General features: G+C 38.5%; 23 protein-coding genes. 14 read left to right on the top strand and 9 right to left on the bottom strand.

Going from position 1 to position 25,518, the window contains the following annotated elements; genetic code table 11:
* Positions 1-43 precede the first annotated feature (43 nt).
* From PaeCFBP13512_RS04295 to PaeCFBP13512_RS04280, 4 genes are all read right to left on the bottom strand, one after another.
* Positions 44-763, bottom strand: coding sequence for an HAD family hydrolase (locus PaeCFBP13512_RS04295; RefSeq protein ID WP_137221362.1), 720 nt, complete (start codon positions 761-763; stop codon positions 44-46).
* Positions 764-793: 30 nt separating this feature from the next.
* On the bottom strand, positions 794-1,831 hold the full coding sequence (locus PaeCFBP13512_RS04290; protein ID WP_069326825.1) for a zinc-dependent alcohol dehydrogenase: 1,038 nt from the start codon (positions 1,829-1,831) through the stop codon (positions 794-796).
* A gap of 92 nt (positions 1,832-1,923) precedes the next feature.
* On the bottom strand, positions 1,924-3,162 hold the full coding sequence (locus PaeCFBP13512_RS04285; RefSeq protein ID WP_069326824.1) for an aspartate aminotransferase family protein: 1,239 nt from the start codon (positions 3,160-3,162) through the stop codon (positions 1,924-1,926).
* A 122-nt stretch (positions 3,163-3,284) separates the two neighbouring features.
* Positions 3,285-4,484, bottom strand: a complete 1,200-nt coding sequence (locus PaeCFBP13512_RS04280) for an MFS transporter (RefSeq protein WP_069326882.1) — start codon at positions 4,482-4,484, stop codon at positions 3,285-3,287.
* Between the two features lie 127 nt (positions 4,485-4,611).
* Here PaeCFBP13512_RS04280 and PaeCFBP13512_RS04275 point away from each other — a divergent pair, with 127 nt between their 5' ends.
* The 3 genes from PaeCFBP13512_RS04275 to PaeCFBP13512_RS04265 all read left to right on the top strand — a co-directional run bounded on the left by PaeCFBP13512_RS04275 (position 4,612) and on the right by PaeCFBP13512_RS04265 (position 7,630).
* On the top strand, positions 4,612-5,253 hold the full coding sequence (locus tag PaeCFBP13512_RS04275) for a DUF1349 domain-containing protein (RefSeq protein ID WP_069326823.1): 642 nt from the start codon (positions 4,612-4,614) through the stop codon (positions 5,251-5,253).
* 895 nt (positions 5,254-6,148) lie between these two features.
* On the top strand, positions 6,149-7,192 hold the full coding sequence (locus PaeCFBP13512_RS04270) for a fatty acid desaturase (protein WP_069326822.1): 1,044 nt from the start codon (positions 6,149-6,151) through the stop codon (positions 7,190-7,192).
* A gap of 57 nt (positions 7,193-7,249) precedes the next feature.
* Positions 7,250-7,630 (top strand): response regulator, encoded by a 381-nt coding sequence (locus tag PaeCFBP13512_RS04265; RefSeq protein WP_069326821.1) that lies wholly within the window; start codon positions 7,250-7,252, stop codon positions 7,628-7,630.
* A 78-nt stretch (positions 7,631-7,708) separates the two neighbouring features.
* Here the strand turns inward: PaeCFBP13512_RS04265 and PaeCFBP13512_RS04260 are convergent, their stop codons facing one another.
* Positions 7,709-8,740, bottom strand: coding sequence for a BtrH N-terminal domain-containing protein (locus PaeCFBP13512_RS04260; RefSeq protein WP_137221361.1), 1,032 nt, complete (start codon positions 8,738-8,740; stop codon positions 7,709-7,711).
* Positions 8,741-8,943: 203 nt separating this feature from the next.
* Between PaeCFBP13512_RS04260 and htpG the strand changes: the two genes are divergently transcribed.
* The 4 genes from htpG to PaeCFBP13512_RS04240 all read left to right on the top strand — a co-directional run bounded on the left by htpG (position 8,944) and on the right by PaeCFBP13512_RS04240 (position 14,078).
* A complete protein-coding gene (gene htpG, locus PaeCFBP13512_RS04255; protein WP_069326819.1) occupies positions 8,944-10,842 on the top strand; it encodes a molecular chaperone HtpG in 1,899 nt (632 codons plus the stop codon).
* Between the two features lie 359 nt (positions 10,843-11,201).
* Positions 11,202-12,902 (top strand): methyl-accepting chemotaxis protein, encoded by a 1,701-nt coding sequence (locus PaeCFBP13512_RS04250; protein ID WP_069326818.1) that lies wholly within the window; start codon positions 11,202-11,204, stop codon positions 12,900-12,902.
* Between the two features lie 184 nt (positions 12,903-13,086).
* Entirely contained in the window at positions 13,087-13,704 is a 618-nt protein-coding gene (locus PaeCFBP13512_RS04245; protein ID WP_137221359.1) for a DUF6707 family protein, read from the top strand.
* An 86-nt stretch (positions 13,705-13,790) separates the two neighbouring features.
* On the top strand, positions 13,791-14,078 hold the full coding sequence (locus PaeCFBP13512_RS04240) for a hypothetical protein (protein WP_137221357.1): 288 nt from the start codon (positions 13,791-13,793) through the stop codon (positions 14,076-14,078).
* Between the two features lie 87 nt (positions 14,079-14,165).
* Here PaeCFBP13512_RS04240 and PaeCFBP13512_RS04235 read toward each other — a convergent pair whose 3' ends face one another.
* Positions 14,166-16,415, bottom strand: coding sequence for a hypothetical protein (locus PaeCFBP13512_RS04235; RefSeq protein WP_137221355.1), 2,250 nt, complete (start codon positions 16,413-16,415; stop codon positions 14,166-14,168).
* A gap of 190 nt (positions 16,416-16,605) precedes the next feature.
* Here PaeCFBP13512_RS04235 and PaeCFBP13512_RS04230 point away from each other — a divergent pair, with 190 nt between their 5' ends.
* From PaeCFBP13512_RS04230 to PaeCFBP13512_RS04215, 4 genes are all read left to right on the top strand, one after another.
* Positions 16,606-16,782 (top strand): DUF3934 family protein, encoded by a 177-nt coding sequence (locus PaeCFBP13512_RS04230; RefSeq protein WP_069326814.1) that lies wholly within the window; start codon positions 16,606-16,608, stop codon positions 16,780-16,782.
* Between the two features lie 93 nt (positions 16,783-16,875).
* Complete coding sequence (locus PaeCFBP13512_RS04225; protein WP_069326813.1) at positions 16,876-17,331, top strand: HEAT repeat domain-containing protein; 456 nt, start codon at positions 16,876-16,878, stop codon at positions 17,329-17,331.
* 59 nt (positions 17,332-17,390) lie between these two features.
* Complete coding sequence (locus tag PaeCFBP13512_RS04220; RefSeq protein WP_069326812.1) at positions 17,391-17,657, top strand: NifU N-terminal domain-containing protein; 267 nt, start codon at positions 17,391-17,393, stop codon at positions 17,655-17,657.
* Between the two features lie 197 nt (positions 17,658-17,854).
* A complete protein-coding gene (locus PaeCFBP13512_RS04215) occupies positions 17,855-18,691 on the top strand; it encodes a DUF4261 domain-containing protein (protein WP_137221353.1) in 837 nt (278 codons plus the stop codon).
* A 160-nt stretch (positions 18,692-18,851) separates the two neighbouring features.
* Here PaeCFBP13512_RS04215 and PaeCFBP13512_RS04210 read toward each other — a convergent pair whose 3' ends face one another.
* Positions 18,852-19,769 carry an AraC family transcriptional regulator gene (locus PaeCFBP13512_RS04210; RefSeq protein WP_241669267.1) on the bottom strand — a complete coding sequence of 306 codons (918 nt, stop codon included), beginning with the start codon at positions 19,767-19,769 and terminating at the stop codon, positions 18,852-18,854.
* A 128-nt stretch (positions 19,770-19,897) separates the two neighbouring features.
* On the opposite strand from PaeCFBP13512_RS04210, the gene PaeCFBP13512_RS04205 reads away from it, so the two are divergent.
* The 3 genes from PaeCFBP13512_RS04205 to PaeCFBP13512_RS04195 all read left to right on the top strand — a co-directional run bounded on the left by PaeCFBP13512_RS04205 (position 19,898) and on the right by PaeCFBP13512_RS04195 (position 23,151).
* Complete coding sequence (locus PaeCFBP13512_RS04205; protein WP_137221351.1) at positions 19,898-20,734, top strand: sugar phosphate isomerase/epimerase family protein; 837 nt, start codon at positions 19,898-19,900, stop codon at positions 20,732-20,734.
* A gap of 14 nt (positions 20,735-20,748) precedes the next feature.
* A complete protein-coding gene (locus PaeCFBP13512_RS04200) occupies positions 20,749-21,780 on the top strand; it encodes a Gfo/Idh/MocA family protein (protein WP_137221349.1) in 1,032 nt (343 codons plus the stop codon).
* A 186-nt stretch (positions 21,781-21,966) separates the two neighbouring features.
* Complete coding sequence (locus PaeCFBP13512_RS04195) at positions 21,967-23,151, top strand: MFS transporter (RefSeq protein WP_137221346.1); 1,185 nt, start codon at positions 21,967-21,969, stop codon at positions 23,149-23,151.
* A gap of 75 nt (positions 23,152-23,226) precedes the next feature.
* Here the strand turns inward: PaeCFBP13512_RS04195 and PaeCFBP13512_RS04190 are convergent, their stop codons facing one another.
* Entirely contained in the window at positions 23,227-23,808 is a 582-nt protein-coding gene (locus PaeCFBP13512_RS04190; RefSeq protein WP_137221344.1) for a TIGR00730 family Rossman fold protein, read from the bottom strand.
* 152 nt (positions 23,809-23,960) lie between these two features.
* Complete coding sequence (locus tag PaeCFBP13512_RS04185; RefSeq protein ID WP_441343316.1) at positions 23,961-25,172, bottom strand: stalk domain-containing protein; 1,212 nt, start codon at positions 25,170-25,172, stop codon at positions 23,961-23,963.
* Positions 25,173-25,518 lie beyond the last annotated feature (346 nt).

Below are 25,518 nucleotides of genomic sequence, written 5' to 3'. Positions count from 1 at the left end.
CCTAATAGAAGGAATAAGGCTTTTGGATTATCTAATATTTGTCTTATGAACGTACACCGATATGCAGAGAATCACGTAATTCCAATAACTCCGCATAACTATGAATAATGATATCTGCTCTGCTCAAATCTTGATTGCCTGAACCCGGATTCTGATGACCGATACAGCGCATACCTGCATCTTTCGCTGCTTGAACACCATTGCGAGAATCTTCGATCACTACACAATGTTGCGGATCGACCTGTAATAACTCTGCGGCATGTAAGAAAATATCGGGTGCAGGCTTACCATGAGCTACTTCTTCACCACTGACCATCACGGTGAAGAAAGGACGTAATCCCGTACGTTCCAAAATCAATTCGATTAAAGAACGTGGAGAAGAGGAAGCGACTGCCAGCTTGATTCCCGAGTTAGACAACCATTGAATCCATTGTTCTACATGATCAAAAGCTTGTAGCTCTTCATGACCTTGCATCACCTTCATTACATTTTCTTTATGAAATGCTAGCACTTCAGCAAGTACATGATCCAGCTGATGCTTATCTAGTACCTGCTGGAACATCGATTCTAATGTAACCCCTACATACGTATGATGTTCTGTTTCTTCAACCGTAGCCCCTAGATGCTGAAAAGAACTTTTTTCAATTTCAAAATAAATAGGTTCACTGTCGATCAACACACCATCCATATCAAAAATGAACGCTTGAATCGGCGGGTCTTGCCACAATGGGGATGAAGGATGATTAAGATGTTCTGATGCCATATTGAATTGACCTCCATTCTTCAGATCCAATTAAGTAGATTGTAAAACGACTTTAATAGCATTTGAAGATGGTGTCAATGTACCACTGCTGATATTACAACCTAGCGTCTGGAACGCTTCTTCATAATCTTGCAGTGCAAAAGTGTGCGTAATCAGCTTACTTGCTGGAATCAGATTGCGTTCGATCATATAATGAGCAGTCGCAAATGTACCTAAAGAATCGATTGAACCAATAATTTTGAGACTGCGGTCAACAACTTCTTTAGGGTTGAAAGAGCTAACTCCATCACGCAGACCGACAAGCATCAGATATCCACCATGTGCCAGATTAGAAAGGACAGTTGTCCCTACAGCTCCTGTTGTATCCACAATCAGATCTACTTGATGATCGGATGGAGAAATATGCGTTAATGCACTTTCAAAAGAGTTATGAGTATCCCAACGTTCCGGCGCTATCGCACCTGCAATATGCAAGCGATCCTGTGAGATATCGACAATACTACCGGACACCCCTTTGGAAGCCAAAGCATAACTGTATAACATCCCGATTGGACCCGCTCCCAAAATAATCGTGCGGAAGTTAGGAAGTAATTGAATCTGATTAATACCTGTCAGCATACAACTTAAAGGTTCAGTTAGCGTCGCTTCTGCATAACTAACATGATCTGCTAATTTGTAAAGGAACCGATCTTCGGTTACATAGTAATCGGTAAATGTACCATCACTACTGACTCCTGTCTCCGTGGTGCTTTTATGTAAACAATGGTTCTGCCTTCCTGTACGACACATATTACACTGACCGCAATAGTAAGTAGGGTCAATCACAACGCGATCCCCAACTTGTAGCGTCGTCACCCGATCACCGACTTGTACGACTTCTCCAGCCGATTCATGTCCCAAAATGATGGACGATTTGGCATGGTATTTGCCACTTACGATACCAAGGTCAGTTCCGCATACGCCTGTTGCATGAATGCGTACCAGCACTTGATTTTCCTGCGTAATTTGTGGTTGTGGTCTTTCTTCCAGAGCAACGTCCCAAGCTGATTTGTAGACAAGTGATAACATAATATTCCTCCTCATATTAAAGCTAAGCGTATTCTTTTGAATTCAGATAACAACGTATATACATAATTTTAGCGTAATTAAGTAAAAGCGCTTTAATCCAAAGACGACAAAACGAGGTCAAGACGACGGATAATCTCTACAATCTCTTCATCTGTTACAGTAAGAGAAGGACGAACTTTAACAACATTACCGAATCCATAACGAGAACCACGTAGAATTAATTGTTGATCAGCAAAAGCAAAATTGATAATTGCATTCATTTTGTTGGTATCTGGAGCATTATATTCATCTACGATTTCTAGACCCCACATTAGACCTACGCCACGAGCTTCACCAATACAGTTATATTTCTCTTCCAAATTTAAAAGCAAATCGCCCAGTAATTTTCCTTTGCGTTGTACATCTTCCATGAATCCAGGTTCAGACACAACTTCCAATGTTGATTTAGCTGCTGTAACAGAGATCAGATTACTACCTGAAGTAAAGGAATGCTCATGTTTTTCAAGGACATTTAGACGAGACTGCATCAATACCGCAGCAACAGGGACACCGATACCACCAAGCCCTTTAGCCAGCGTAATGATATCAGGTTTAATATCGAATAATGTACTTGCAAACATATAACCAGTACGACCAATACCTGTCTGTACTTCATCTGCGATCAAGATGATATTTTGCTCATCGCACAACTGACGAATACCTTTGAAATACTCAGGTGGAGGCATAATATTACCACCGTTACCTAGAATCGGTTCGATAATCATACAAGCTGTAGAACCAGAACCGCCATATTCAATCTGATCGGCTAGCGCTTCTACACATTTCATTCCACAATTGGACGGCTTGGCATCGAACGGGCAACGATAGCAATAAGGTGCAGGGACATGCAGAGAATTGGGAACAGAGGAATTCGGAAATCCTTTACGACGGAAAGCATTACCCGAAATACCTGTGGCAAATTGTGTCTGTCCATGATGAGAGTAGAAAAGGCTGACAATATCGGTATCACCAGTATATTTTTGAGCAATTTTAGTTGCGCATTCGTTTGCAGTGGAACCCGTGATGTCACGCATCCAGCCTGTATCAATCCCATTCGGTGCATATTCTAACAAATGAGATAACACTTCATCGACATAAGGTTCTGTAAACGTAGACGACATATGCGTCAGATTGCCAACTTGCTCTTGCACTTTTTGCACTACATACGGGTGATTGTATCCAAGAGAAAGATTAAATGTACCGGATACACCATCTATATATTCTGTACCTGTATCGTCAATTAATTTAATACCTCTACCATAACGAAACCGATTCTCAGTTAAAGTTTGCATGATTTGCCTCCTGATTTTAAGTTCAAATAGACTTGATCTGCTAAATTGCTCTGTCATTGATACCACTCAACTACAATCGTTTCTTGGATCGCTGTTCCTCACCTCCCTTACAGAGTATGGATCTAGGATTGCACTCTTGATGTTAATTTGGCTTGTGAAGTACTCCATTGAGAAGTAAAAGCAATACTAATTAACAGCACCAATGAGAATCCAGCAAATACCCATAACGTAGGTCCGACAGACCAGTTCGCCATACTCCAACCGATCACATACTGCAAGACCGATCCACCGATTCCACCAGCAGCAATCAGAATACTGGTTGTACGTTCGGTCATTCCTGGAATAAGCGAATTAGCGAATACTAAAGCGATAGAGAATAGTCCTGACATAAATAAGCCGATAGCAAAAATCAAAATATACATCGCTACAGGATGAGAAACCAAAGCAAGTCCAATAATCATCAGCATCATGCCAAGCGAACTACCAATCAAGAAAGGAACATAACGAATCGATTCTGCTATACGACCGACAAATAACCGACCAATCGTCATGGCTGCCCAGAAAAAAGTGACACTGAGCGAAGCAGCTGAATCACTAATCGAAATACTTTCGATCAGAATAGAAGGTAGAAAATTCATCACTCCTAATTCAAGACCCATGTATACAAAAAAGAATAAGATGAAAATACTGAGAAATTGTAATTGTTTACCGCTATATTTTCGTTTCACGACAGCTCCGGTATGATCGGCATCATGTTCTTGAATACGCCGAAGTTGCGCAGAACTATCTGCTGGCATGGTGATCCAGAATAACAGTAAGAGAAGAGTAGCTAATGCAACAGTGTAGAAAGACAACTGCCATACATTTAAGAAAATATACAGACTTGCTAAAGCAGGAATTAATAATGAACCTACTCCAAAATAAACATCTAGCTTGGTCATCGCGACTGCTTTTTGCGCTTCAGCGAATTCGATCGTAAAGGCTCCAATCGAAGATTCGATAATACCTGAACCAAAGCCTACAAAAATCGTCATCGTGACCATCCAACCCCATACTGGCAAAGTACCCATCATTGCATAAGCAATCGTAATTGCCCCTAATGCAATCAGTAACATATGTTTGCGTCCGACCCATGCAGATAAAGAAGGAGAAACAACTACCCCCACAAGAAAGCCCATGAATTGTAAAAATAACAATGTGCCTCCATCGCTGTAATCTTTACCGTAGTGAGGCAAAATAACGGGCAGCAGAGCGCCTAACAAAACACTGGTAATTCCGATTAGAAAGTAAAAGCCACAACTTAATCCAAAAATCCTTTTCAACATCATCACCCTTCCATAAATAATCAAATACACTTGAAATTTCCATCTATGATCAACATAATGAATGAAGGCAGATCTTGTACAGAAACTGCCATCTATGTATTCATCGAATAAGGAGTGATAGGGAATGAGTCAACTATTAGAAAACTTTCAAGGTAAGGCTATGGATGAACGACTGCAATGGCACTGTCCACCTGAAGAATGGGAAGTCTCTTCAGAGAAACAAGTCCTTACTTTCAAACCATTAGCGAAAACTGATTTCTGGCAAAAAACACATTATGGATTTCGAGTAGACAACGGACATTTTCTATTTGCCGAGATGACAGGTGACATGATTATGACAACGAAAGTGCGTACATATCCAGTTCACCAATATGATCAAGCTGGATTGATGATTCGTTTTTCAGAACATTGCTGGCTTAAGACTTCTGTAGAATTTGAAACAGATGGTCATGCCAAGTTAGGTGCCGTTGTTACCAACAATGGATATTCAGATTGGTCTACCCAAAACTTTGTTGCAGGCGAGACCGAACTTTTATTTCGTATTCGCCGTGAAGCGGGTGATTACACAATTGAATATGCCGAACAAGAACAAGATGATGCTTCAGAACTGAAATGGAATCAAATACGGATCGCTCATTTGTTTGATGATCAAAATGATCAAACGCCTTTTCAATGTGGTGTATATGCATGTAGCCCACAAGGAGATGGCTGTCATGTGGAGTTCGAATATTTGCATATTGAACCGCTTCAAAAAGAGAACAAATAGCAGAAAAAATGACTGAGATAAAAATGTAAAAATTATGTATTTAATTACAATAAATAACTATAGAGTCTCAAATTTGAATAGTCAAGTCAATAATATGTAAAGTTCTTCATTTCAAATTAAATAAGGAAAGCGAAGAATGACATAGCATTTTAAAGAATAAAATGAGTAAAATTAAAATCATTTTTATTCTATTTTGTAAATGCTACTTTAGAAACAGAAGGTAGATTCAAAATTGAAATTACGTAAAAAATGGAATAACAAAACAAAAAGACCTGATTTTATGAGGTCTTTTTGTTTTGTCTATTCTTTTTATGGCTCTTTATAACTTTAGCTGGACGATTTATCCCTACAAAAGAACTATATTTATTTTGAAGATGTAAGGATTAGTTAGCTCTAAAGTTAATTTGTCATGATCAATATGCACAAAGACTTGTAATAAAATGAATAAAGAAACAGGAGTAAGTTATTGAGCTTTCTAATACTTGTATAAGTAGTATAGAAGTAATGGGCAGATCGTATAATGAATTCTATATTTCCCGGGTAATGGTACACAAAATAGCTTCGTGTGTAAGAAGCAATTGACCAAAGATTATTTAGAGAATCAGCAGAAAATGCTGTTCTTTGAATAATCTTTTTTTGTTATGTATATATGTGAATATGTAAAAGTTTGGTTTTTAGACATATTGTATGGATATCCTGTGAAAAGAGCTAGCTTGGTTTACAAGCACCTATGTAACGTAATACAATAGAGTATATAGGCAGGTACTAATTTTTCGAAAATGTTCAAAAAGCCCTATGTGATAACTTAATCTTTCTCGGGGGTTCCATGAGTGACTACTGTGGAATCATTGTGAAGTAGGTTACGAATCGATCCCAAGAGAGGAAGCACCCAAATATGTCCACTGCGCGTGTGACGAAAGATCAAGACAATTGGCGTAAAAGTTTAGCTCCCTATGAGAAATCAAACACGAAATACAGTGTATGGCAACTGATTAATACACTTGTTCCATTTTTCGGTCTATGGTATCTTGCATACCTTAGTTTATCAGTATCCTACTGGTTGACTATCCCTATTATGGTACTTGCTGGCGGATTCTTAGTTCGCACCTTTATTATTTTTCATGATTGCTGTCATCGTTCCTTTTTCAAAAACCGTAAAGCAAATACTATTGTAGGTAACATTACAGGTATTATGACTTTATGTTCTTATGATCAATGGCGCTATAGCCACTCTATGCATCACGCAACTAATGGTAATTTAGATAAACGCGGAACAGGCGATATCTGGACATTAACTGTGAACGAATATTTAGCATTATCTCCATTACGTCGTTGGGTGTACCGTATGTATCGTAATCCGATGATTATGTTTACGATCGGTCCTATTTATACATTTTTATTGATCTACCGTTTTAACCGTAAAGGTGCTCCGAAAAAAGAGCGTATGAATACGTATATGGTTAACGTAGCGCTTGTTGTGATTATCGGTTTGCTGTGCTGGGGAATCGGTTGGCAAGCATTTCTAATGATTCAAGGTCCAATCTTCTTTATGTCTGGTGTAGGCGGTATCTGGTTGTTCTATGTACAGCATCAGTTTGAAGAAAGTTACTTTGAAGAAGAAGAAAACTGGAATTATGTTAAAGCGGCTATGCATGGTAGCTCTTTCTACAAACTTCCTAGAGTATTGCACTGGATTACCGGTAACATCGGTTTCCACCATATTCATCATTTAAGCTCACGTGTACCCAATTACTTCTTGGAGTCCGCGCATAATACAAGTCCTGTATTGCAAGATGTACAGACAATTACATTATTGACTAGCTTGCAGTCGTTACGTTTCCGTATTTGGAATGAAGATACAAAGAAATTTATCGGCTTCAAAGATATTGATACTTCACTCAAAGTGAAGAACAAAAAACAACATCAAAAAGCAGGTTAACGATCGGATAGATGTATCACCAGGTTTATTAGAGAGGTGGTCTATTCTTCCGAATATATGACAACAAAAAACCTTGAGATCTTGATTGCTGATGACAATGATATTAACCGTTATGTGTTAATGGAAATGTTGAGGAAATTAGGGCATAAAGTCAAAGGTGCAAGGCATGGTAAAGAAGCTGTACAACTGGCTGCACAACATTCATACGATATGATATTTATGGATTTGCGTATGCCAGAATTGGGTGGGATTGAAGCTGTTCAACAGATTCGATCCGCCATTTCAGAAAATGAGAAACAGCCTTATATTATTGCTTGTTCTACTGATCTTCTGAATGTAGATTTACTTTCAGAATCTAAAATGAACGCCTATATCAGTAAACCTTTACGCAAACGAGTGATTGAAGAAGCACTCAGCGATTGGGAAGATTTACGATAAACGATAATATGTCAAAAAAGAACTGCTCCGCAAAGGGCAGTTCTTTTTTTGTGTTTTTTGACGGGAGAGACAGACCTGCTACCCGATAGAAGTATGAGCTGGAGATAGCTTGAGGTTAAGTACTCGCATCTGTTCCATATGCAAAATAGTATAGGCGATATCTTCTTCCATTGCGGCAATCGCTTTAATCTTTTCAGGCAATGTACTAAAGATATGTTCTTTGTTAGATTTGGGTTCATATAATTTGAGATACATCATACGGACAATCGACCAACTTTTGATAGATTGTTCAAAAGCGGCTCGTATACGTTGTATATTTACATTTTCAGTATCCGCATAATGTTCTAACCATCTCAAAAACTGCATACGGGCTTGAATAATATACAATAATTCAAGATGTAACTTATTAGCAGCACCCAGATCGAATTGGTTTATTTCTGTCACCGCTAACTGATAACATTCTTCGAATCGATCAGCAAATGTACGCATCGAATCAAAAATAGAATAGCTTTGAGGTTGGAGCCCAAGATTGGTTTTGGCAATATTCAGTAATAATGAATCTATATCCATCTCTTCAGTATGAGCAGTACGAGTAGTAGGCGAGAATGTCATCACTTCATTAAGAAAGCCCTGACTAAAATCAGCTACACTTTGCTTATAATTATGAGTCATATAGGAGACATCTGTGCAAGAGAATACATCCGTCTGTGCATCATAATCAACAATAATAAAAAAATGTGTGTTATGCAGAGTATGATAATTATCAGGAAACCATGGGCAAGAGAATGCATCACATTTAACCAATACAGGTCGACCTGCTTCAAGTTCTTGATGAATTTTGTGGAGTGCATCCGGTAAAGCGATATTACGATGAAGCATAGAATCTACATTGGCATATTTTAAAATCTCTTCATACGTATAGGTTTCTTGACCTAGCGAATGATAAGGAAGATCATGTTGATCGAATCGTGAAAACGTCCATGACTGCTGAAAAGCGTGTAAGTAATCGTTACCAAAATAAGAGATAGCGGTTGCAATATTCCCATTGAAACAAGACCAGTCGAATCCAGATAAAGGTTTCAAATCAAGCAAATTGGAAAAGGAAGACATATATAATTTCGCTCCTTATCTTCATATGTGTATAGTAAGAACATCTTATGTATGTTGTTATCATACTACTGCCAGATATAAGAAACAAATTAAGTGATAAGAATTGACATTCAAAATCAGTATATGGTATATAAAAGGTAGCGATTAGCACTCGTATTGTCAGAGTGCTAAAAAAAGCAGAATCGAAGGGAGACTTACTTTTCATGACTACCAAGCAATTTAAAGCGGAATCCAAACGATTATTAGAAATGATGATTAACTCTATTTACACGCAAAAGGAGATCTTTTTGCGCGAATTAATCTCTAATGCAAGTGATGCGATTGATAAAATTTACTATAAAGCATTAACCGATGATTCTTTGACATTCCACAAAGAAGATTATTATATCAAAGTATCTGCGGATAAAGCGTCTAGAACGTTAACAATTGCTGATACAGGGATTGGTATGACCGAAGAAGACCTTGAGAACAATCTAGGAATTATCGCCAAAAGTGGATCGCTTGCTTTCAAAAAGGAAAATGAAGCAAAAGACGGTCACAATATTATTGGTCAATTCGGTGTAGGCTTCTATGCGGCGTTTATGGTGGCAGATGAAGTAACTGTAACGAGTAAAGCGTTAGGTAGTGATCAAGCGTTCCTGTGGCATTCTGAAGGAACAGAAGGCTATTCAATCACACCAACAGAGAAAGATACTGTAGGAACCGTGATTACGCTCAAAATCAAAGAAAATACAGAAGATGATCAATACGATGAATATTTGGAAGAATATCGTCTAAAAGCGATCATTAAGAAATATTCTGACTTTATCCGTTACCCGATCAAAATGGATATCAGCGGCAGTCGTCCTGTAGAAACAGAAAGCACGGACGAAAATGCTGAACCAGAATATGTAGAATACACAGAAGAACAGACGGTTAACAGTATGATTCCGATCTGGCGCAAAAACAAAAGCGAGCTAACCGACGCAGATTACGAGAACTTTTATAATGAAAAACGTTATGGTTTTGACAAACCACTGAAGCATGTTCATATCAGCGCAGATGGAGCTGTTGTCTATAATGCGATTCTATTTATTCCAGAAAATACACCGTTTGATTATTACACCAAAGAGTATGAAAAAGGCTTAGAACTATACTCTAATGGCGTATTGATTATGGATAAATGTAGCGATCTATTGCCTGATTACTTTAGCTTCGTGAAAGGGATGGTCGATTCGGAAGACTTATCTCTTAACATTTCACGCGAAATGCTACAACATGATCGTCAATTGAAATTAATCGCTAAAAATATCAAAAACAAAATCAAAGGTCAATTGCAATCGATGCTCAAAGAAGAGCGTGAGAACTATGAGAAGTTCTACCAATCGTTCGGCAGACAATTGAAATTCGGCGTCTATAACGAATATGGTATGCACAAAGAAGATTTGCAAGATATTCTGTTGTTTGCGTCTTCCCATGAGAAGAAATTAGTAACACTGGACGAATATGTATCCAGAATGCCAGAAGATCAGAAGTTCATCTACTATGCAGCAGGTGAATCGATTGAACGTATTGAGAAATTACCGCAAACTGAAATGGTATCTGATAAAGGGTATGAAATTCTATACTTTACAGATGATATTGATGAATTTGCTATTAAAATGATCAACACGTACAAAGATAAAGCATTCAAATCTGTATCTAGTGGCGATCTTGGAATCGAACCAGATGAGAAAGATCAAACCACAGAAGCAGAAGAAAACGAAAATAAAGATCTATTTGAAGCGATGAAAGCGACTTTGGCAGGTAAAGTATCCAATGTCAAAGCATCCAAACGTCTAAGATCGCACCCTGTCTGCTTATCTACAGAAGGCGAGCTATCGATTGAAATGGAAAAAATTCTTCAAGCAATGCCAGATGGTGGCGGTGTGAAAGCTGATAAAGTATTGGAAATCAACGTAAACCATGATGTATTCCAATCACTTAAAAATGCGCTTGAAAACGATAAAGACAAGTTGAACTTGTATACGAACTTACTATACAATCAAGCATTGTTGATCGAAGGTCTACCGGTACAAGATCCAGTAGAATTTACGAACGATATTTGTAAAGTGATGGTTTAAATTCAATAGTTAATCTATAAAAAATAAAAGCACAAAAAAACTCCTTATGATTAAGGAGTTTTTTTGTGCTTTTATTCGTCAATAAACGACAAAATAATATTTTTTACAACAAATGGTGGATTTGCTATACATATTTAAATTAGTACTACCGACATATAACTATAATTAAATTTGAAGCTAATGTATTGCTAAAGTCTTAATTGATCAAAATTTAAGCTGCTAAGTCATTAGTTTGAATAACGATATACTTCAAAATTCTAATTAGATAAACATCATAGATAGAGGTTGGTGATATGAAGTAATACACAATCAGGCATTACTAATAAAAACTAAAAAACTTTCAGAGGGGTTTATTGAATATGAAGAATCTAAGTGTTCGTACCAAAATTGTAATTTTAATTATTATTAATCTACTATTATTGCTTGCTTTAGGCTTTAACGGTACGACTTCAACAAAACAAATGTCTAACATTGCAACAGATATGTACGAGAAAAATATGAAACCTGTGATGGCTATGGATCAGATTATTATTAATTATAGTAACAATGCCAAACGCCTATTAATACTTACGCGTACAACAGATATGACGGAAAGAGAAACATTGATAAAAGAAGTGGCTACGACAGCTTCGGATACAGGTAAACAATACGAATTGCTTAAACAAACGACTCTTAGTCCTGAAAATCAGCAAAATTTAGCTAATCTTACAGAAACAAATATAGCATTTTCAGACGCTCGGCAGAATATTTTAGATGCGGTAGGTGCAGGCGATCTTACGACTGCTCAGTCAAATTACACTGATTTAGAAAATACACGTATTACTTTGAATAAATATTTAGATACTTTGCGTACCAGTATGGTAAATGAAGCCAATCAAAGTAAAGTTACGGCTGATAATACGTATAGTCGGTCTACTATAGTTATGGTTACTTTTATTATTATTGGATTGCTCGTGTCTTTGTTAGTCGGCTTATGGATTGCATTACTTATTTCACGTCCATTACGTAAAGTTCAACAATTGATGAATCAAGCGGCTCAAGGGGATCTTACAACAGCAGCAGATTACCAGGCAAAAGATGAAATTGGTCAGGTTGCTACCGCTTTTAATACGCTTATAGCAAGTATGCGTAAAATTATTAAAAGTGTAGATGAAAGTGCAATGACGCTGTCTGCATCTTCGGAAGAGTTAACCGCTAGTGCAGAGCAAACAGCACAGGCTTCTTCTCATATTGCTACGTCTTCTGGCGAATTAGCAACTGGCTTTACCTCCCAGACCCAAACAGTTATTCAAGTGACAGATTCGGTAAATGGAATGGCACGTCAGATGGATCAAATCTCTCATACGAGCCAACAAGTGGGCGAAATGACCGAAAACATGCAACAAACTGCTGAAAAAGGAATTGATGAAGTACGAGATATTACAAATCGTATTGAACAATTATCAAGCGATATTCATTCTACATTAAATGTGCTTACGAATCTAAATGCGAAATCAGAGCAGATTGGATTTGCTTCTTCCGCTATTCAGCAGATCGCTCAACAAACCAATCTATTAGCACTTAACGCTTCTATTGAAGCCGCGCGTGCAGGTGATGCTGGACGAGGATTTGCCGTAGTTGCTGATGAAATCCGTAAACTGGCTGAAAGTTCAGCGAGCTCTTCCACTACAATTACTAGCTTGATCAAAGATGTACAACAAGAAAGTCAAAGTGCTGTCGATAAAGCAAAAGGTTCTGTACACAGTGTTCAAGCTAGTATTGATGGAGGACAACGGGTCACAGTTGCATTTGAAGCGATTCAGCAATCTATTAATACAACTGTCCAACAAACCAATTCAACAAATACATTAATCAATAATGCCACTCAAGAAACTCAAAAAGTTGCCGAAGCGATGGAACATTTAAGTGCACTATCACAGCAAGGTTCTGCGGGTATTGATGAAATGAATGCGGCTAGTGAAGAACAGTTATCTACAATGGAAGATGTAGCTTCATCTGCTCGTCATCTATCACAGTTAGCAGAAGAATTACAACAATTGATCGCTTTCTGCAAAGTATAATTTTCGACTAGATCAGGTATACTATCTTTATATCGCACAACGATAATTAGCAAATATAACAACCAATAGAGCCACGACCTTCTCACATTGTTTCGAGAAAAGGTTGTGGCTTTATGTTAAGATCATGAAGAAGTGGAAGCAACTAGAATATAATAAAGCTATATTTCAGATGGAGGGGATTACGATGCAATTAAAAGAAGTATTTACCCGTATCGAAAAGAAAGCAGAACTACATTCATACATAGAGCAGATTCCAGCCAAATATAAAAAGATCCAAAAAGCGTATCTGGCGGCATTGGTGAAATTAAGTTATCTCTTATATATCACTCAAAGCGATCAGAAGCCACAGATCAAAGAGTTACTGGATGAACTGTCCCAGATTCCGTTTGCAGAAAATTATGATTATTGGACATGGGTAGAGCATGCATTGATTTTGCAAGCACGAATCGCTCGTGAAGAAGGACAGTCAGATGTCTACGATCAAGCTATGAAATGGATAAACGATGCACTCCAGACAGGCGAAGAAGCTGTAGTGAAAGTGAAGCACAATGTACAAGACCGCTTTGTAAAAGGTGAGACATTAAACATCAAAACGATAGATGCAGCGATCACACAAAAGAAACCCTCTATGGAATGTGAACAGCGTATTTTGTATATCATGAAGCTTTTCAAAATTAAAGAATTAGGCGCTCAACTTCCTTATACAGATGAGAAAATAGATGCAGAGAGTCAACAGTATATAGAGCGAGTTAACGAAATTATCAAGCAAATCGGTATTCAAAAGGTGGAGCCTTTCAAATGAAAAAAAGGAGAAAAAATAAATTATTAGTAATAAATGTATTTAAAAATCGAATATATTTGTAAATAATGAATTGAGGAATAAATATGATGAAATGGTTTAAGTGGTTGTGGGGAGCAGTAGCGCTATTTCATTTAGCATCTGTTGTATTTATGTTTATTCAAGTGAGTCATTATTTTGCACACGGATTTCCTTTGACGGGTATTTTATTAGCGTTGATAATCGCAAGTCCTGGGATACTTTTACTCGGAACGACAGTAGGCGGATTGTTTTTGAAAAAAGAAGGAGCCAAAGGAACATCAGGTTATGTCATAGCTAGTCTAGTGATGGTAGCTATGTTGTTTTTATCCAAAGCTTATTTCGCTACGTTTAGTTAAAATGATAGTATAAAAAAAACCTTCTCACTCTGCACATGCAAAGAAGAAGGTTTTTTATTTTATATTCTTAATTTGTCTAAAATCTATCTACATCGAAGCATACTTCACAATCATCGCTTCTCGTGTCTGTTCATCATAAGCAATCCACAATTCATCGCCTACTTCTACGCCATACACAGGTTCAATCGATTGTTCTAATACATACTCTGAACCACCACGCTGTGCCGTGATGCGTGCGATTGGGCGCTCTCCTGTAGTTCCATTAAAGGTTACAGCGATGACTTGAGCACTTCCTTGCTTGCCTTGCATCAAGCGTAGATCACGTTGGAATTCATTTTGCTTTACAGTCACTGGAAGTTGATTGCCGACAGACAAAGCTAATTGTGCAGGCACATATTGACTGCTGACCTTCTGAATACGTTGGTTGTCTTGAGTTACTAATACTTCCAACAGCATCAATTGCCGTTGCTGAATATGAACGGGAAAAGACTGAATACCAATAATTTCACCTTGTAGTGTAAGCTCGTCTGTTTTGTTCAAATCAGTCAGTACACCATAGCTGAGTAGACGAGTCATACCTCCAATTTGGATCAGATTCGCTTGGTCGCCTAGACGATAGTGGAATCCACTTGGTTGTACTACCGGAACAGAATAAGTCTGACCATCCAATTCAAAATGTAGCAATAATGCTTGACCTCGATTGACTGGATCATAAGTATCAATTTTTTGAAGCACAGCGTTATAAAGGATTTGAGATGGTGGTTGTGCTGGAATATCTTCGGTTGTTAGAAAAATAGCTGTCTGTTTACGGCGATCATAGCTGATCATCGCAGAATCGCCAATCGATGGCATCTGTAGGTAAGCAACTACTTTTTTGATATCTAATTTACGTAATACACCTTCATCTTCGAATTGAACAGTAAATCGAACTTGCGGTTGATCGTTGATATAGGTTCCTGTCTCCATACGAGCAATAATCGTTGCTTGCGTTACGATTCCTGTCTGAAGTTGCTTGGCTTTGCGTCTACGTAATACGAAATGAATAATGAGCGGAATGATCAATAAAATCAAAGGAATAAGCAACCATATCAATAGATTAAATATAATCGGACCACCTTCCAAAAGATATGCTAGAAACCCATGCCACGACTTTTGCTTAGCAGGATCATTTCCTTGCCATTGCTCTACTTCAGCTGTTGTCATCTGGGTAACGGTATTACTTTGTGGATCGAACCAACCTGCCGAAGCATCGGTATCTGAATAATAAAGTGGTGTGGTCGTATTTTCTTTATAGAAGGTGAAATTGACATTGGTTAATTGATCATAGGTTTTGTTAGTGAGAAGTGGAGCGATATCTGTAAATTGTTTTGTTTTTTCATTATAAATATAACCTATTAATTTGCCGTCCGCTTCATTTTTGTTTGTTGAACCTGTTATAAGCACTTCCTGATCATTCAGCAATACGATCTGAGCTTGATACACAGGTTGAGGCGTAGGCAGTAATGCGCCTATTTGATCTGTTGCTTGATTGTAAAAACGAACTTGTTTTGGATTATCGCTTTCTACTTGTAATAAACGTGTTGGATTCGCTTGGAAATGTTGCACAAACTGTTGTTGAGCTTGTTTTTCGGCTTCAAAGCTCGTTTGATCAGCTTTAGCAAGATAGATAGCAGGGCGATACTGATCATCCAAAATACCACTGATATAAGCAGAAGTGCCATCTTTAAGCGTAGCTACCAGCATCGGAATGGCGACATCACTTTCAAAGCTATTAGAACTAGCATCTATAGAAGTAGGTCTAGCAGGCAACAAAGAAGGATCGCTCAAATCGACAGAATGTAGTTGTCCATTTTGTATTTCGGACATGGAAGCTGTTTGATTTTTATTCGTCCAATCATCATTGATCACGATCAGTCGGTTACGCCATGTATATGTACTGTTTTTCAAATAGTCGTTCACTTTCAATGAATTACGATTCAGTTGTTTACTATTTCCATCGGCATCAATCAAATGAACAGACAGAACATCATTACTGTCTTTTGTTGCAACAACCAATTGCTTATTCTGATAAGCGACAGCAGTGTCTTTGAATATATCGGAAACGAACGGGATTTCTTTCTCCAATTGATGATTGCTTACATTATAGATCATCCCTCGCAGACCTTTTTCACCATCCGCAATACTTACTATTTTTCGACCTTGATCCAAATAAAAGATATCATGTACAGCAGACGGATTGTTTTGCAATTCTTCGATTCCGCCGGCATAATCATTCCATGCAATCATACTGATCACAATGATGGGAATTAAATAAATAAATAATCCTACTTTGCGCATGCCTATATATCTCCTATTCCATAACCTTTAATATTCGCCTCAACATATCAATATTAAATTTAACATAAGTGATGTTTGTTTTTCCAGTTGGTGGTGATATAGGGCAGGGTTTGATACAATAGAACAAAGAAGCATAGGGATGTCTGTACGTACAGGCAGATTTATGTATTACATCTAACGGAGTGATATTTTGGCTAACGCAAAAAGCAAAGGTGGAACAGGTCGCGGAACGGGCAAAAAAGGTTGGAATCGCTGGCAAGCTAGCGCTAAAAAAACCAAAAGTGCACCTAAACCTTATGCAACAAGAGCAGACAAAGATAAAAAAGGCAATTCCAAGTCTACACCGACCACTAAAAGTACAGATTAACTGTTATTTTCAGCGAAATGTCTTTCAATCGAGATAGAAGCTGAATTATAATAAAGAGTAACGGGATTTGAAAATAGAAGGGGATTGAATGTTTTGACAGAAGAATCACATTTCGAAAGTACGTCATTTGAATTACCAGAAAATTATGAAGAATTAAAAAAAGCGGCTCACCGCAAATCCGATTGGCAGGAGCGTCTAAACGCTGTCAATGAATTAGGACAATACAACCACCAGCCGATTATTGATCTGCTTACGCATATGATGAACAATGATCCAGTATATGCTGTGCAAGATGCAGCGTATAAGCAATTGCGAGGTCTAGGACAAGATGTACAACAACCATCTAAAGCGAAGCCTGAATTGTTCAAAGGATTAACTAAAACATTGATTCGTATCAAAAAGAGCTTGCCTAAAGATCATAGCTTTGAAGATTTCAAAGTGAAATTGCAAAAAATGCGTGCAGATATCTACAACACGTATGAAGGCGAAAAAGGCGAAGAGTTCGACAACTGGTTAAAAGCAAAATGGGAATCTTACGATACCAAGTAAGATGATCTGTTTAGTACCAACATCTACTCCCTAATCCAACTATCAGGAGGAATTACCCTATGGCTATCGAAATGAGTATCCAGAACACACCTAACCCGAACGCGGTCAAAATTAATGCCAATCAACATATCTTTGAAGGTCCAGCTAGCACTTCGCTTAAAGCAGGTGATAGCACAGATCATCCACTAGCAAGCGCATTGATCAGTATCGACGGTGTTGATAATATTTTTGGGATGCGTGATTTTGTAACGATAAGTAAATTACCTGATGCGAGCTGGGATGATATTATTCCACAAGTTGAAGCTGCTTTTGAGAATGCTGAGTAATTGTAGCACAATCATTAGACTTTCATTCGTACGCTAAAAGAAGAGCAGATTGCTCTTCTTTTTTTATATCATTATGAGTGCATCTATATCAAATAAAGGAACACAAGTGAATATTGATCGCATTCCTGCTACAATATGCACAGGTTTATATTTTGTGAAATCGAACCACTATACGATCTGCGAAGGAGTATCACACTATGGGTATTTTTGATAAATTTCGTAAAAATAAAGAAGAAACAACATCATCTTCAGAATATAATAATATCGTTCCGATGTCGACCGCATTGCCAGATCAAGCGGATTCGTGGCAGACACCGATGTTGCTTGGATTTGCCTTACTCAGCAGTGAGACTTGTGACTGGGAATCCTTTATAAGTTATTTACATAAAGATGCAGAAATCGTGATTGAAAATCAGCCGAATGAAGAAAATATCGTTTTTGAAGTGGAAGGGATGCAGGTGGTGGTTGCTCATATGCCAGCACCGATTCCTAACCGTGAAGTAGAAGAATGCTGTCAGTATAATCTGCTATGGCCAGAAGCAGAGCAAGTGGTAGCGACTCATCGTTCTCATGTGATCGTAAGTGTATCCGGTGCACCGAATCCGATTGCAGGGCATTTACTCTTTACACAAATCGTAAGCAGTCTGATGCAGATGAAAGATGCTTTAGCGTTCTATATGCAACCGATGGTCGTGTCTGCGGAGAGCTATGTCGAAAGTGCTCAAATGTTGAAAGACGAAGAATTACCTGTACAATTATGGGTCTTTATCGGATTATATCAAGATGAGCAAGGTCGCTCTGCATATACAAGAGGTCTGCAAAATTTCGGAAAATACGAAATCGAAATCATTCATTCCGAGCATCCACTAAGTGATGTCTTTGAATTTACGATGATGATTGTCGATTACATTATTAGTTACGATGTGACTTTAGAGCATGGGGAAACGATTGGCTTCTCAGAAGAACAACGTCTGTCGTTAACGTTATCGCAGGGCGTAGCTGTTGAGAATGAGAGCATTAAGATTGGTTATTAAGTTGTAAGTATCTGTTTGATAGAAGTAGTGTGTGAATCCTATATAATTTTTACCTGAGAACGGCTATCTTACAAGGTAGCCGTTTTTGTGCTTGATTTGGATATGTATACGCTCATCATAGTTGTCTTAATCATAGAGTGCATTAATATCCGAGAGGACATTACAATATCCGTGACAAATTACGATAAGCCCGCGGAGGAATGCCTTCACTTTTACGAAAAATACGGCTGAAATAATGAATATCGTGATAACCGACTTGTCGCCCTATTTCTTCGATAGATCCGTTGGTTTCTCGCAATAATCGCCTTGCTTCACGATGACGTAACATCTGTACATACTCTCCAGGAGGCATACCCGCCACTTTTTTAAATACTTTGATCATATGATCCTCATTCATATTAAGTTCATGGGCAAGTCTAGCATTACTCCAATGATCCGCAGGATAAAGTTCGATCTGATTCATGATGTCTAAGATTCGATCTCCTTGTACAGGTGGTTTCATATGATTATACGATTTCTGAGATCGAAGAAGTAGACCGAGAATATGTAGTAATAAGGCTTTGCAGACCAGTAGATAACCCGGTGGACGCATCGTAAATTCTTGAACCAGTTGTTCGATCAATTGCACGCATGAGGGAGAAGGCAGATATAGACGCTGACTGGAAAGAGGCTCGAATCCTTCAGCTATCGCTTCAGTTGCAAATTTGGTATCAATAATCTTATGTTCGTTCACGATTAAATCTTCATCTCGTATAATCTGAAGCTCATGAAAAAAGTCAAAATGAATACCAATAAAATGGGCATTCGGCGTAGACCTGACTTCGTTACGATGAGCAACACCTGCTGGAATCAATAACAAATGCCCTGCTGGGATCACAATACTATCATCTTCAAAATGAGTAACTGCTTCCCCTTTACGTACATATAACAGTTCAAAATCATAAATGATGCGCTGATCTAATATTCCTGTAGGTAACTTCTGATGCTGAGCATAATGAATATTCGGTGACCATTGTTCTATTGGAGCAAGGCGCTGTTTACGATAAAACATCGGATGCGAAAAACCGGAATTGTCCACAAAAACCTCTCCTTCTTCTAAATCTATTTGCTCTTATTGTTGATAGAATAACGTTAATCACTTGATATATCAATAAATCTATAGCCTTTCTGCTTCGTAATTAACAACTATCTATCGGAGGCGGTATTGTGAAAAAAGGAATTAATATCTGGTCGTTCTCGGATCAATTAAGTATTGCAGAATGCGCACACATCGCAAAAGATGCAGGCTTTGCAGGGATCGAATTATCACTTAATGCTGAAGGAGAATTAGGGCTAGATGTTACCGATTCACAATTGTCAGCGATTCGTGAAACAGTGGCAAGTGAAGGCTTAGAAATTAGTGGATTAGCGACAGGGCTATATTGGGAATATGCGATGACTAGCGATGATCCAGCGACTCGTCAGCAAGCTATCGATATTTGTCGTAAGCAATTGGAAGTAGCCGCCGCACTAGACGTAGATACGATTCTAGTGATTCCCGGAGGTGTGGGAGTAGACTTTATCCCTGATTACCCTGTTGTTGCTTATAATATCGCCTACGAGCGAGCACTTGAAGCAATTAGTACCCTCTCCAAAGAAGCGCAAGCTGTCGGTGTACAGATCGGTATTGAAAATGTATGGAATAAGTTTTTTCTTTCACCGCTTGAAATGAAAACATTTCTAGATGAGATTCATTCTGATTATGTTGGCTCTTATTTCGATGTCGGCAATGTAGTCTATTCAGGTTATCCTGAACACTGGATAGCGATTCTAGGGCAATATATCAAAAAGGTACATTTCAAAGACTATCGACGTGAAGTAGGTGGACTTGCAGGGTTTGTTGATTTGCTGGCTGGTGATGTTAATTATCCTGCTGTTGTTGCCACTCTGCGTAAAATAGGCTATACCAACTATGTGACTGCTGAAATGATCCCTGCCTACAAATACCATTCGAATCAAATCATTTACAATACGTCTTATTCAATGGATGCAATTTTAGCATAAAGGAGGAGTCAATTATGGTTAAAGTAGGATTGGTTGGTTTTGGAATGATGGGACATATGCATTTTGAAAATTATGTTCGGCTCGCAGCAGAAGGTGTAGATGTACAGCTTGTAGCCATTTGCGATATACGTATTGAAGAATTAAAGTATGAGAACGTGACAGGTAATATAGCAACAGATACAGATCACGCAGAAATGGATCTATCGGCTTACCATTTATATGATGATTTGGAGAAAATGCTGGCTGATGAGTCATTGGATGTGATTGATCTGACTTTACCAACAGACCTGCATGCTCCGATTGCTTGCGATCTTCTTGCCCGTGGATACCATGTATTCTGTGAGAAGCCGATGGCGATTCATACGTCTGCTGGTCAACAAATGGTAGATGCGGCTCATGCTCATCAGAAGCAGTTGATGATCGGGCAATGTCTGCGCTTCTGGCCTGCTTATGAATATTTACAAAAAGTGGTGACCGAGCAATCGTTAGGGCAAGTGATCAGTGCTACATTTTTCCGTGGCGGAGCAACACCTAAAGGATGGTTTGTCGAGAAAGAGCGTAGTGGTGGAGCGATGCTAGATATGCATATTCATGATGTCGATATGATTCAATGGATTTTTGGCTTGCCCGAGCATGTCTCTTCGATAGCACGAAATGTTGTTCCAGGTAGCGGATATGATGTGGTATCGACCAATTATATCTATGCAGATGGCAAAGTGGTTAACGCTCAAGTCGATTGGACACTACAAGGGGATTATGGATTTGAGATGAGCTATCGGGTCAATTTTGAACAAGGTAATCTTGTCTTTATCAACGATATCGTACAAGTTAATCCGAATAATGGTGCAGGTTATATTGCTGAATTATCATCAGATCGAGGATATTATCGTCAACTTCGTTATTTTATAGAATGTCTCATAGAGGGGCAACCGATGTTACAAGCAACACCTGAAAGTACACTTCGTTCATTACAATTGGTTGAGGCAGAGATGTTGTCAGCAGATCGTGCAGGAGACAAAGTGAGTGTGGCTCAGGTGCTAGCCTAATTCTCGATTATTTTCATATTCAAAATTATAGAATCATTAAAACTATATTCAGATAGCGTTTGAGATGGCGCTATGTAGAATATAGTTTTTTGTTTGGACTGTAAAAGGATATACCAAATTTTGAATATCATTAATTGAATTATAAGGTATAATCATAAAGCGAAAATGAATATAAAGGGGTCGCTTATGAATACAGAACAATCACAACCATTTGTGCTCCGCCAAAGTTTATTATGGATTATGGCGATTGCGTCAGGGTTAGCAGTGGCTAACTTATACTATAATCAGCCACTGCTTGCAGATATGGCGACTTCATTCGGTATTAGTCGGGATCGAGCAGGATATATCTCTACGTTTACACAGATTGGATATGCGTTAGGGATGTTGCTATTTGTACCTTTAGGTGATATTCGAGAGCGACGTAAGCTTATTTCAACCTTGTTGATTTTGGTTACGATCTCGCTGTTAGCGGCGGCAGTTTCTACTCATATTGTGTGGATGTATATTGCTAGCTTTGCGATAGGGCTGACTACTGTTGTTCCACAGATTCTAGTTCCTTTCTCAGCTCAACTGGCTACACCAGAACAGCGGGGTAAAGTAATCGGAACCGTGATGAGTGGATTATTATTCGGCATCTTGCTAGCTCGAACAATCTCAGGATTAATCGGTGGCACATGGGGATGGCGCTGGATGTATGGTATAGCAGCAATCTTAATGTTCATCCTGTTTCTCGTTTTACGACGCAAATTACCTCATGTAGAGCCATTGATGAAATCGACATATCACGAACTGGTCGTATCCATGGGTGGATTGATTCGCCAGTATGCTGTGCTACGTGAAGGTGCACTGATTGGTGCGCTGAATTTTGCTTCATTTAGTGTATTCTGGACATCACTTAGCTTTTACCTTGAAGGAGAGCCTTATCATTATAGTAGTCAGATTGCAGGCTTATTCGGACTGGTGGGCGTGGTCGGTGCATTAGGTGCTCCTGTAGTGGGACGTATTGCAGATCGTATACAACCCAAATGGATTATAGGGTGTATGATAACGATCACGCTGATTTCCTTTGCCTTTTTCGGCTGGTGGGGTGGTAGCTTAATCGGTCTTATGATCGGAATCGTCCTACTGGATCTAGGCGTGCAAGGAGCACAAGTTTCTAACCAAGCTCGGATCTATGCTTTAAATGATAGTGCACGTAGCCGTCTGAATACGGTGTTGATGGTGAGTACATTTCTCGGTGGAGCAATCGGCTCGTCCGTAAGTAGTTATATGTGGAAAATCGGCGGTTGGAGTGCTGTGAGTCTATCCGGCGGAGTCTTTATGCTGTTGTCACTGCTCATCTGGAGTATTGCGAGATGGAGAAAACAATAAGGGTATCTAACAAAGAAGCAGATCATTCCGAATAGGGACGATGCTGCTTCTTTATTTTTATAGATACATCATTATTTATGTACGATCTTCAGTCAGATACGTTTTGACCGATGGATGCTTATAATGAGCAAATTGATCCAGTATGCCTTCAGGAGTGGTATCGACGATTACCATTTCCCGATACTTTTGTTGCATAAATCGTTGATTCGCCATCTGATCGAAAAGGGCAACTAATGGATCATAATAATGCTCTATATTCATCAGCCCACAAGGTTTCTCATGCAATCCTAATTGCGCCCATGTAAAAATCTCGAAGTATTCTTCCATCGTACCAGGACCACCGGGTAACACGATAAATCCATCCGACATTTCTGCCATTTTGGCTTTACGTTCATGCATAGAATCGACAACGATCAATTCAGTCAGATGTTTATGGGCGATTTCACGAGTCTGGAGAAAATAAGGTAATATTCCGATCACGTTACCCCCTTTTTCTAAAACAGCATCAGCTACTGCACCCATCAATCCTACACTAGCCCCACCATAGATTAGTGTAATGCCACGATTAGCTAGCTCATGCCCTAAAGCGATAGCATGTTCTCGATAAGCGGATAATGCTCCATCATTTGATCCGCAAAATATAGCTATACTTTTCACTGTAACATCTCCTTTTATTTGATCTGAAAATAAGTACGGGTATCAATATAACATATAACAACGTGAGAATGAATGGATGTATTATAATCATTTAAATAAAAAAACTTTCTCCTAAATATAAGGAAAAAGCTTTTGAATAATAGATATTAAGCTCAATTAAACTCGATAGATTCATGTATAGTATTCCATGCAGCTTGACCTACAATACCTAATCGCCAGATCGAGATGCCTTTGAGATCATAACGTTTGGCTAGACCGATTTTGGAATTGACCGAATCAGCATTTTCGCTACCTAAAGAAATACCTAGAATCAGCTTATTTTTATTGATCTGTTTTAATGCTAATGTGATGGCTTCATCGACTTTGGCAAGGGGTTCAGGGCTTTTTTCATTATCATAGGCATATGCCATAATAATAATATCATCTGCTAACGTACCTAAAGTGCGATAATCATATCCTTGATAAGAGCTATTAAGTGGGTGAAGCACAACGGTTAATTTAAGATTTTTTTGATGAGCTTGAGTAGCTATGTTTTTGATAAATGCATTATAGTCTTTCTGCGCTTGAAGCTTATCTCCGGTTAATCCTAAGCCTTCGAAATCGAGTACAATTCCTTTAAATCCTTTTTGCGTAGCGGTATCGACAATACCTTTGATCGTTTGTTGCTGTAAAGTAAGGTCTTCCAAATTCTTGGTCAATTCGCCATGTCCATCAACAGCATAGACCATCAGATAAGGTGAAGTGCCTTGTGTTGCGGTATTCTGAATAATCGACTCTGGTGTATCAGCACCTGCGGATTGAGGCCAGCGATATTCTTTGCCTGTATCAGCAATCGTGAATTTCCCATTCAGATCAATACGACTCCAACCAAATGCCATCGTATCAAAATCAGGAATCATCGCACGCTCATCATATGAAGATAATGCGTAGAATCCCATCGTATACAGATCTTCTTGAGGAGACGTAATCGAGACAGTCTTCGTAGCTTGGTTCCATTGCACACCTGCTCCGAATTGCTGACTGAAGAAGCTGAGTGGAATCATTGTATTGTTACTAATCGTCTGTGGTGCTAACGCTAAAGAAACAGTTTTGCCATCGACTGTAGCTTGTGTACTGCCCATCGTTAAAACGACTTTTTTGGTAGTAGAAGCTTCTTTTTTGGAAGCTGTAATCGTTTTGGAAGCTTGATTCCACTGTACGTTAATCCCTAGCGCTTCTGATATCGCACGGAATGGAACCATCGTTGTCCCTTTAATAGCGACAGGCTGAACAGGAAAAGGCAAAGCATACCCATCCAACATAATGCTCACCCCACCACTTGTAGCAGCTTGAGCTACCGAAGAGGTAAACGGCAATACAGGCATAATAAGACTACCCATCAACAAAGTATGACACAACCCCAATTTAACTATCCTATTCAACTTCATTCCTCCTAAGCGTTTGGCCCCATAAACGCGACCGAGTCAAATAAAAAAGTGATTTTTGCAAAGCAAAATATCTTACCTAAGCGTTTGGCAACATAAAATAAAAAAATGATTTTTGCCAAGCAAAATACGATAATCTTAATCATTTTACCAAATAAAGTAATTCCGTACTATATCGTTTAAGCATCATTTCTATAGGTTTTGGACTTGATCCTATTTTTATACTATAATTTCTAACATCTGTATAAATAATGAATTATGCCACAACGCTAAGACCTATTAAGCT

The organism is Paenibacillus sp. CFBP13512, from assembly GCF_005233705.1.
GTDB lineage: Bacteria > Bacillota > Bacilli > Paenibacillales > Paenibacillaceae > Saccharibacillus > Saccharibacillus nuruki.
This window is presented reverse-complemented; position numbering and strand designations above follow the sequence as displayed.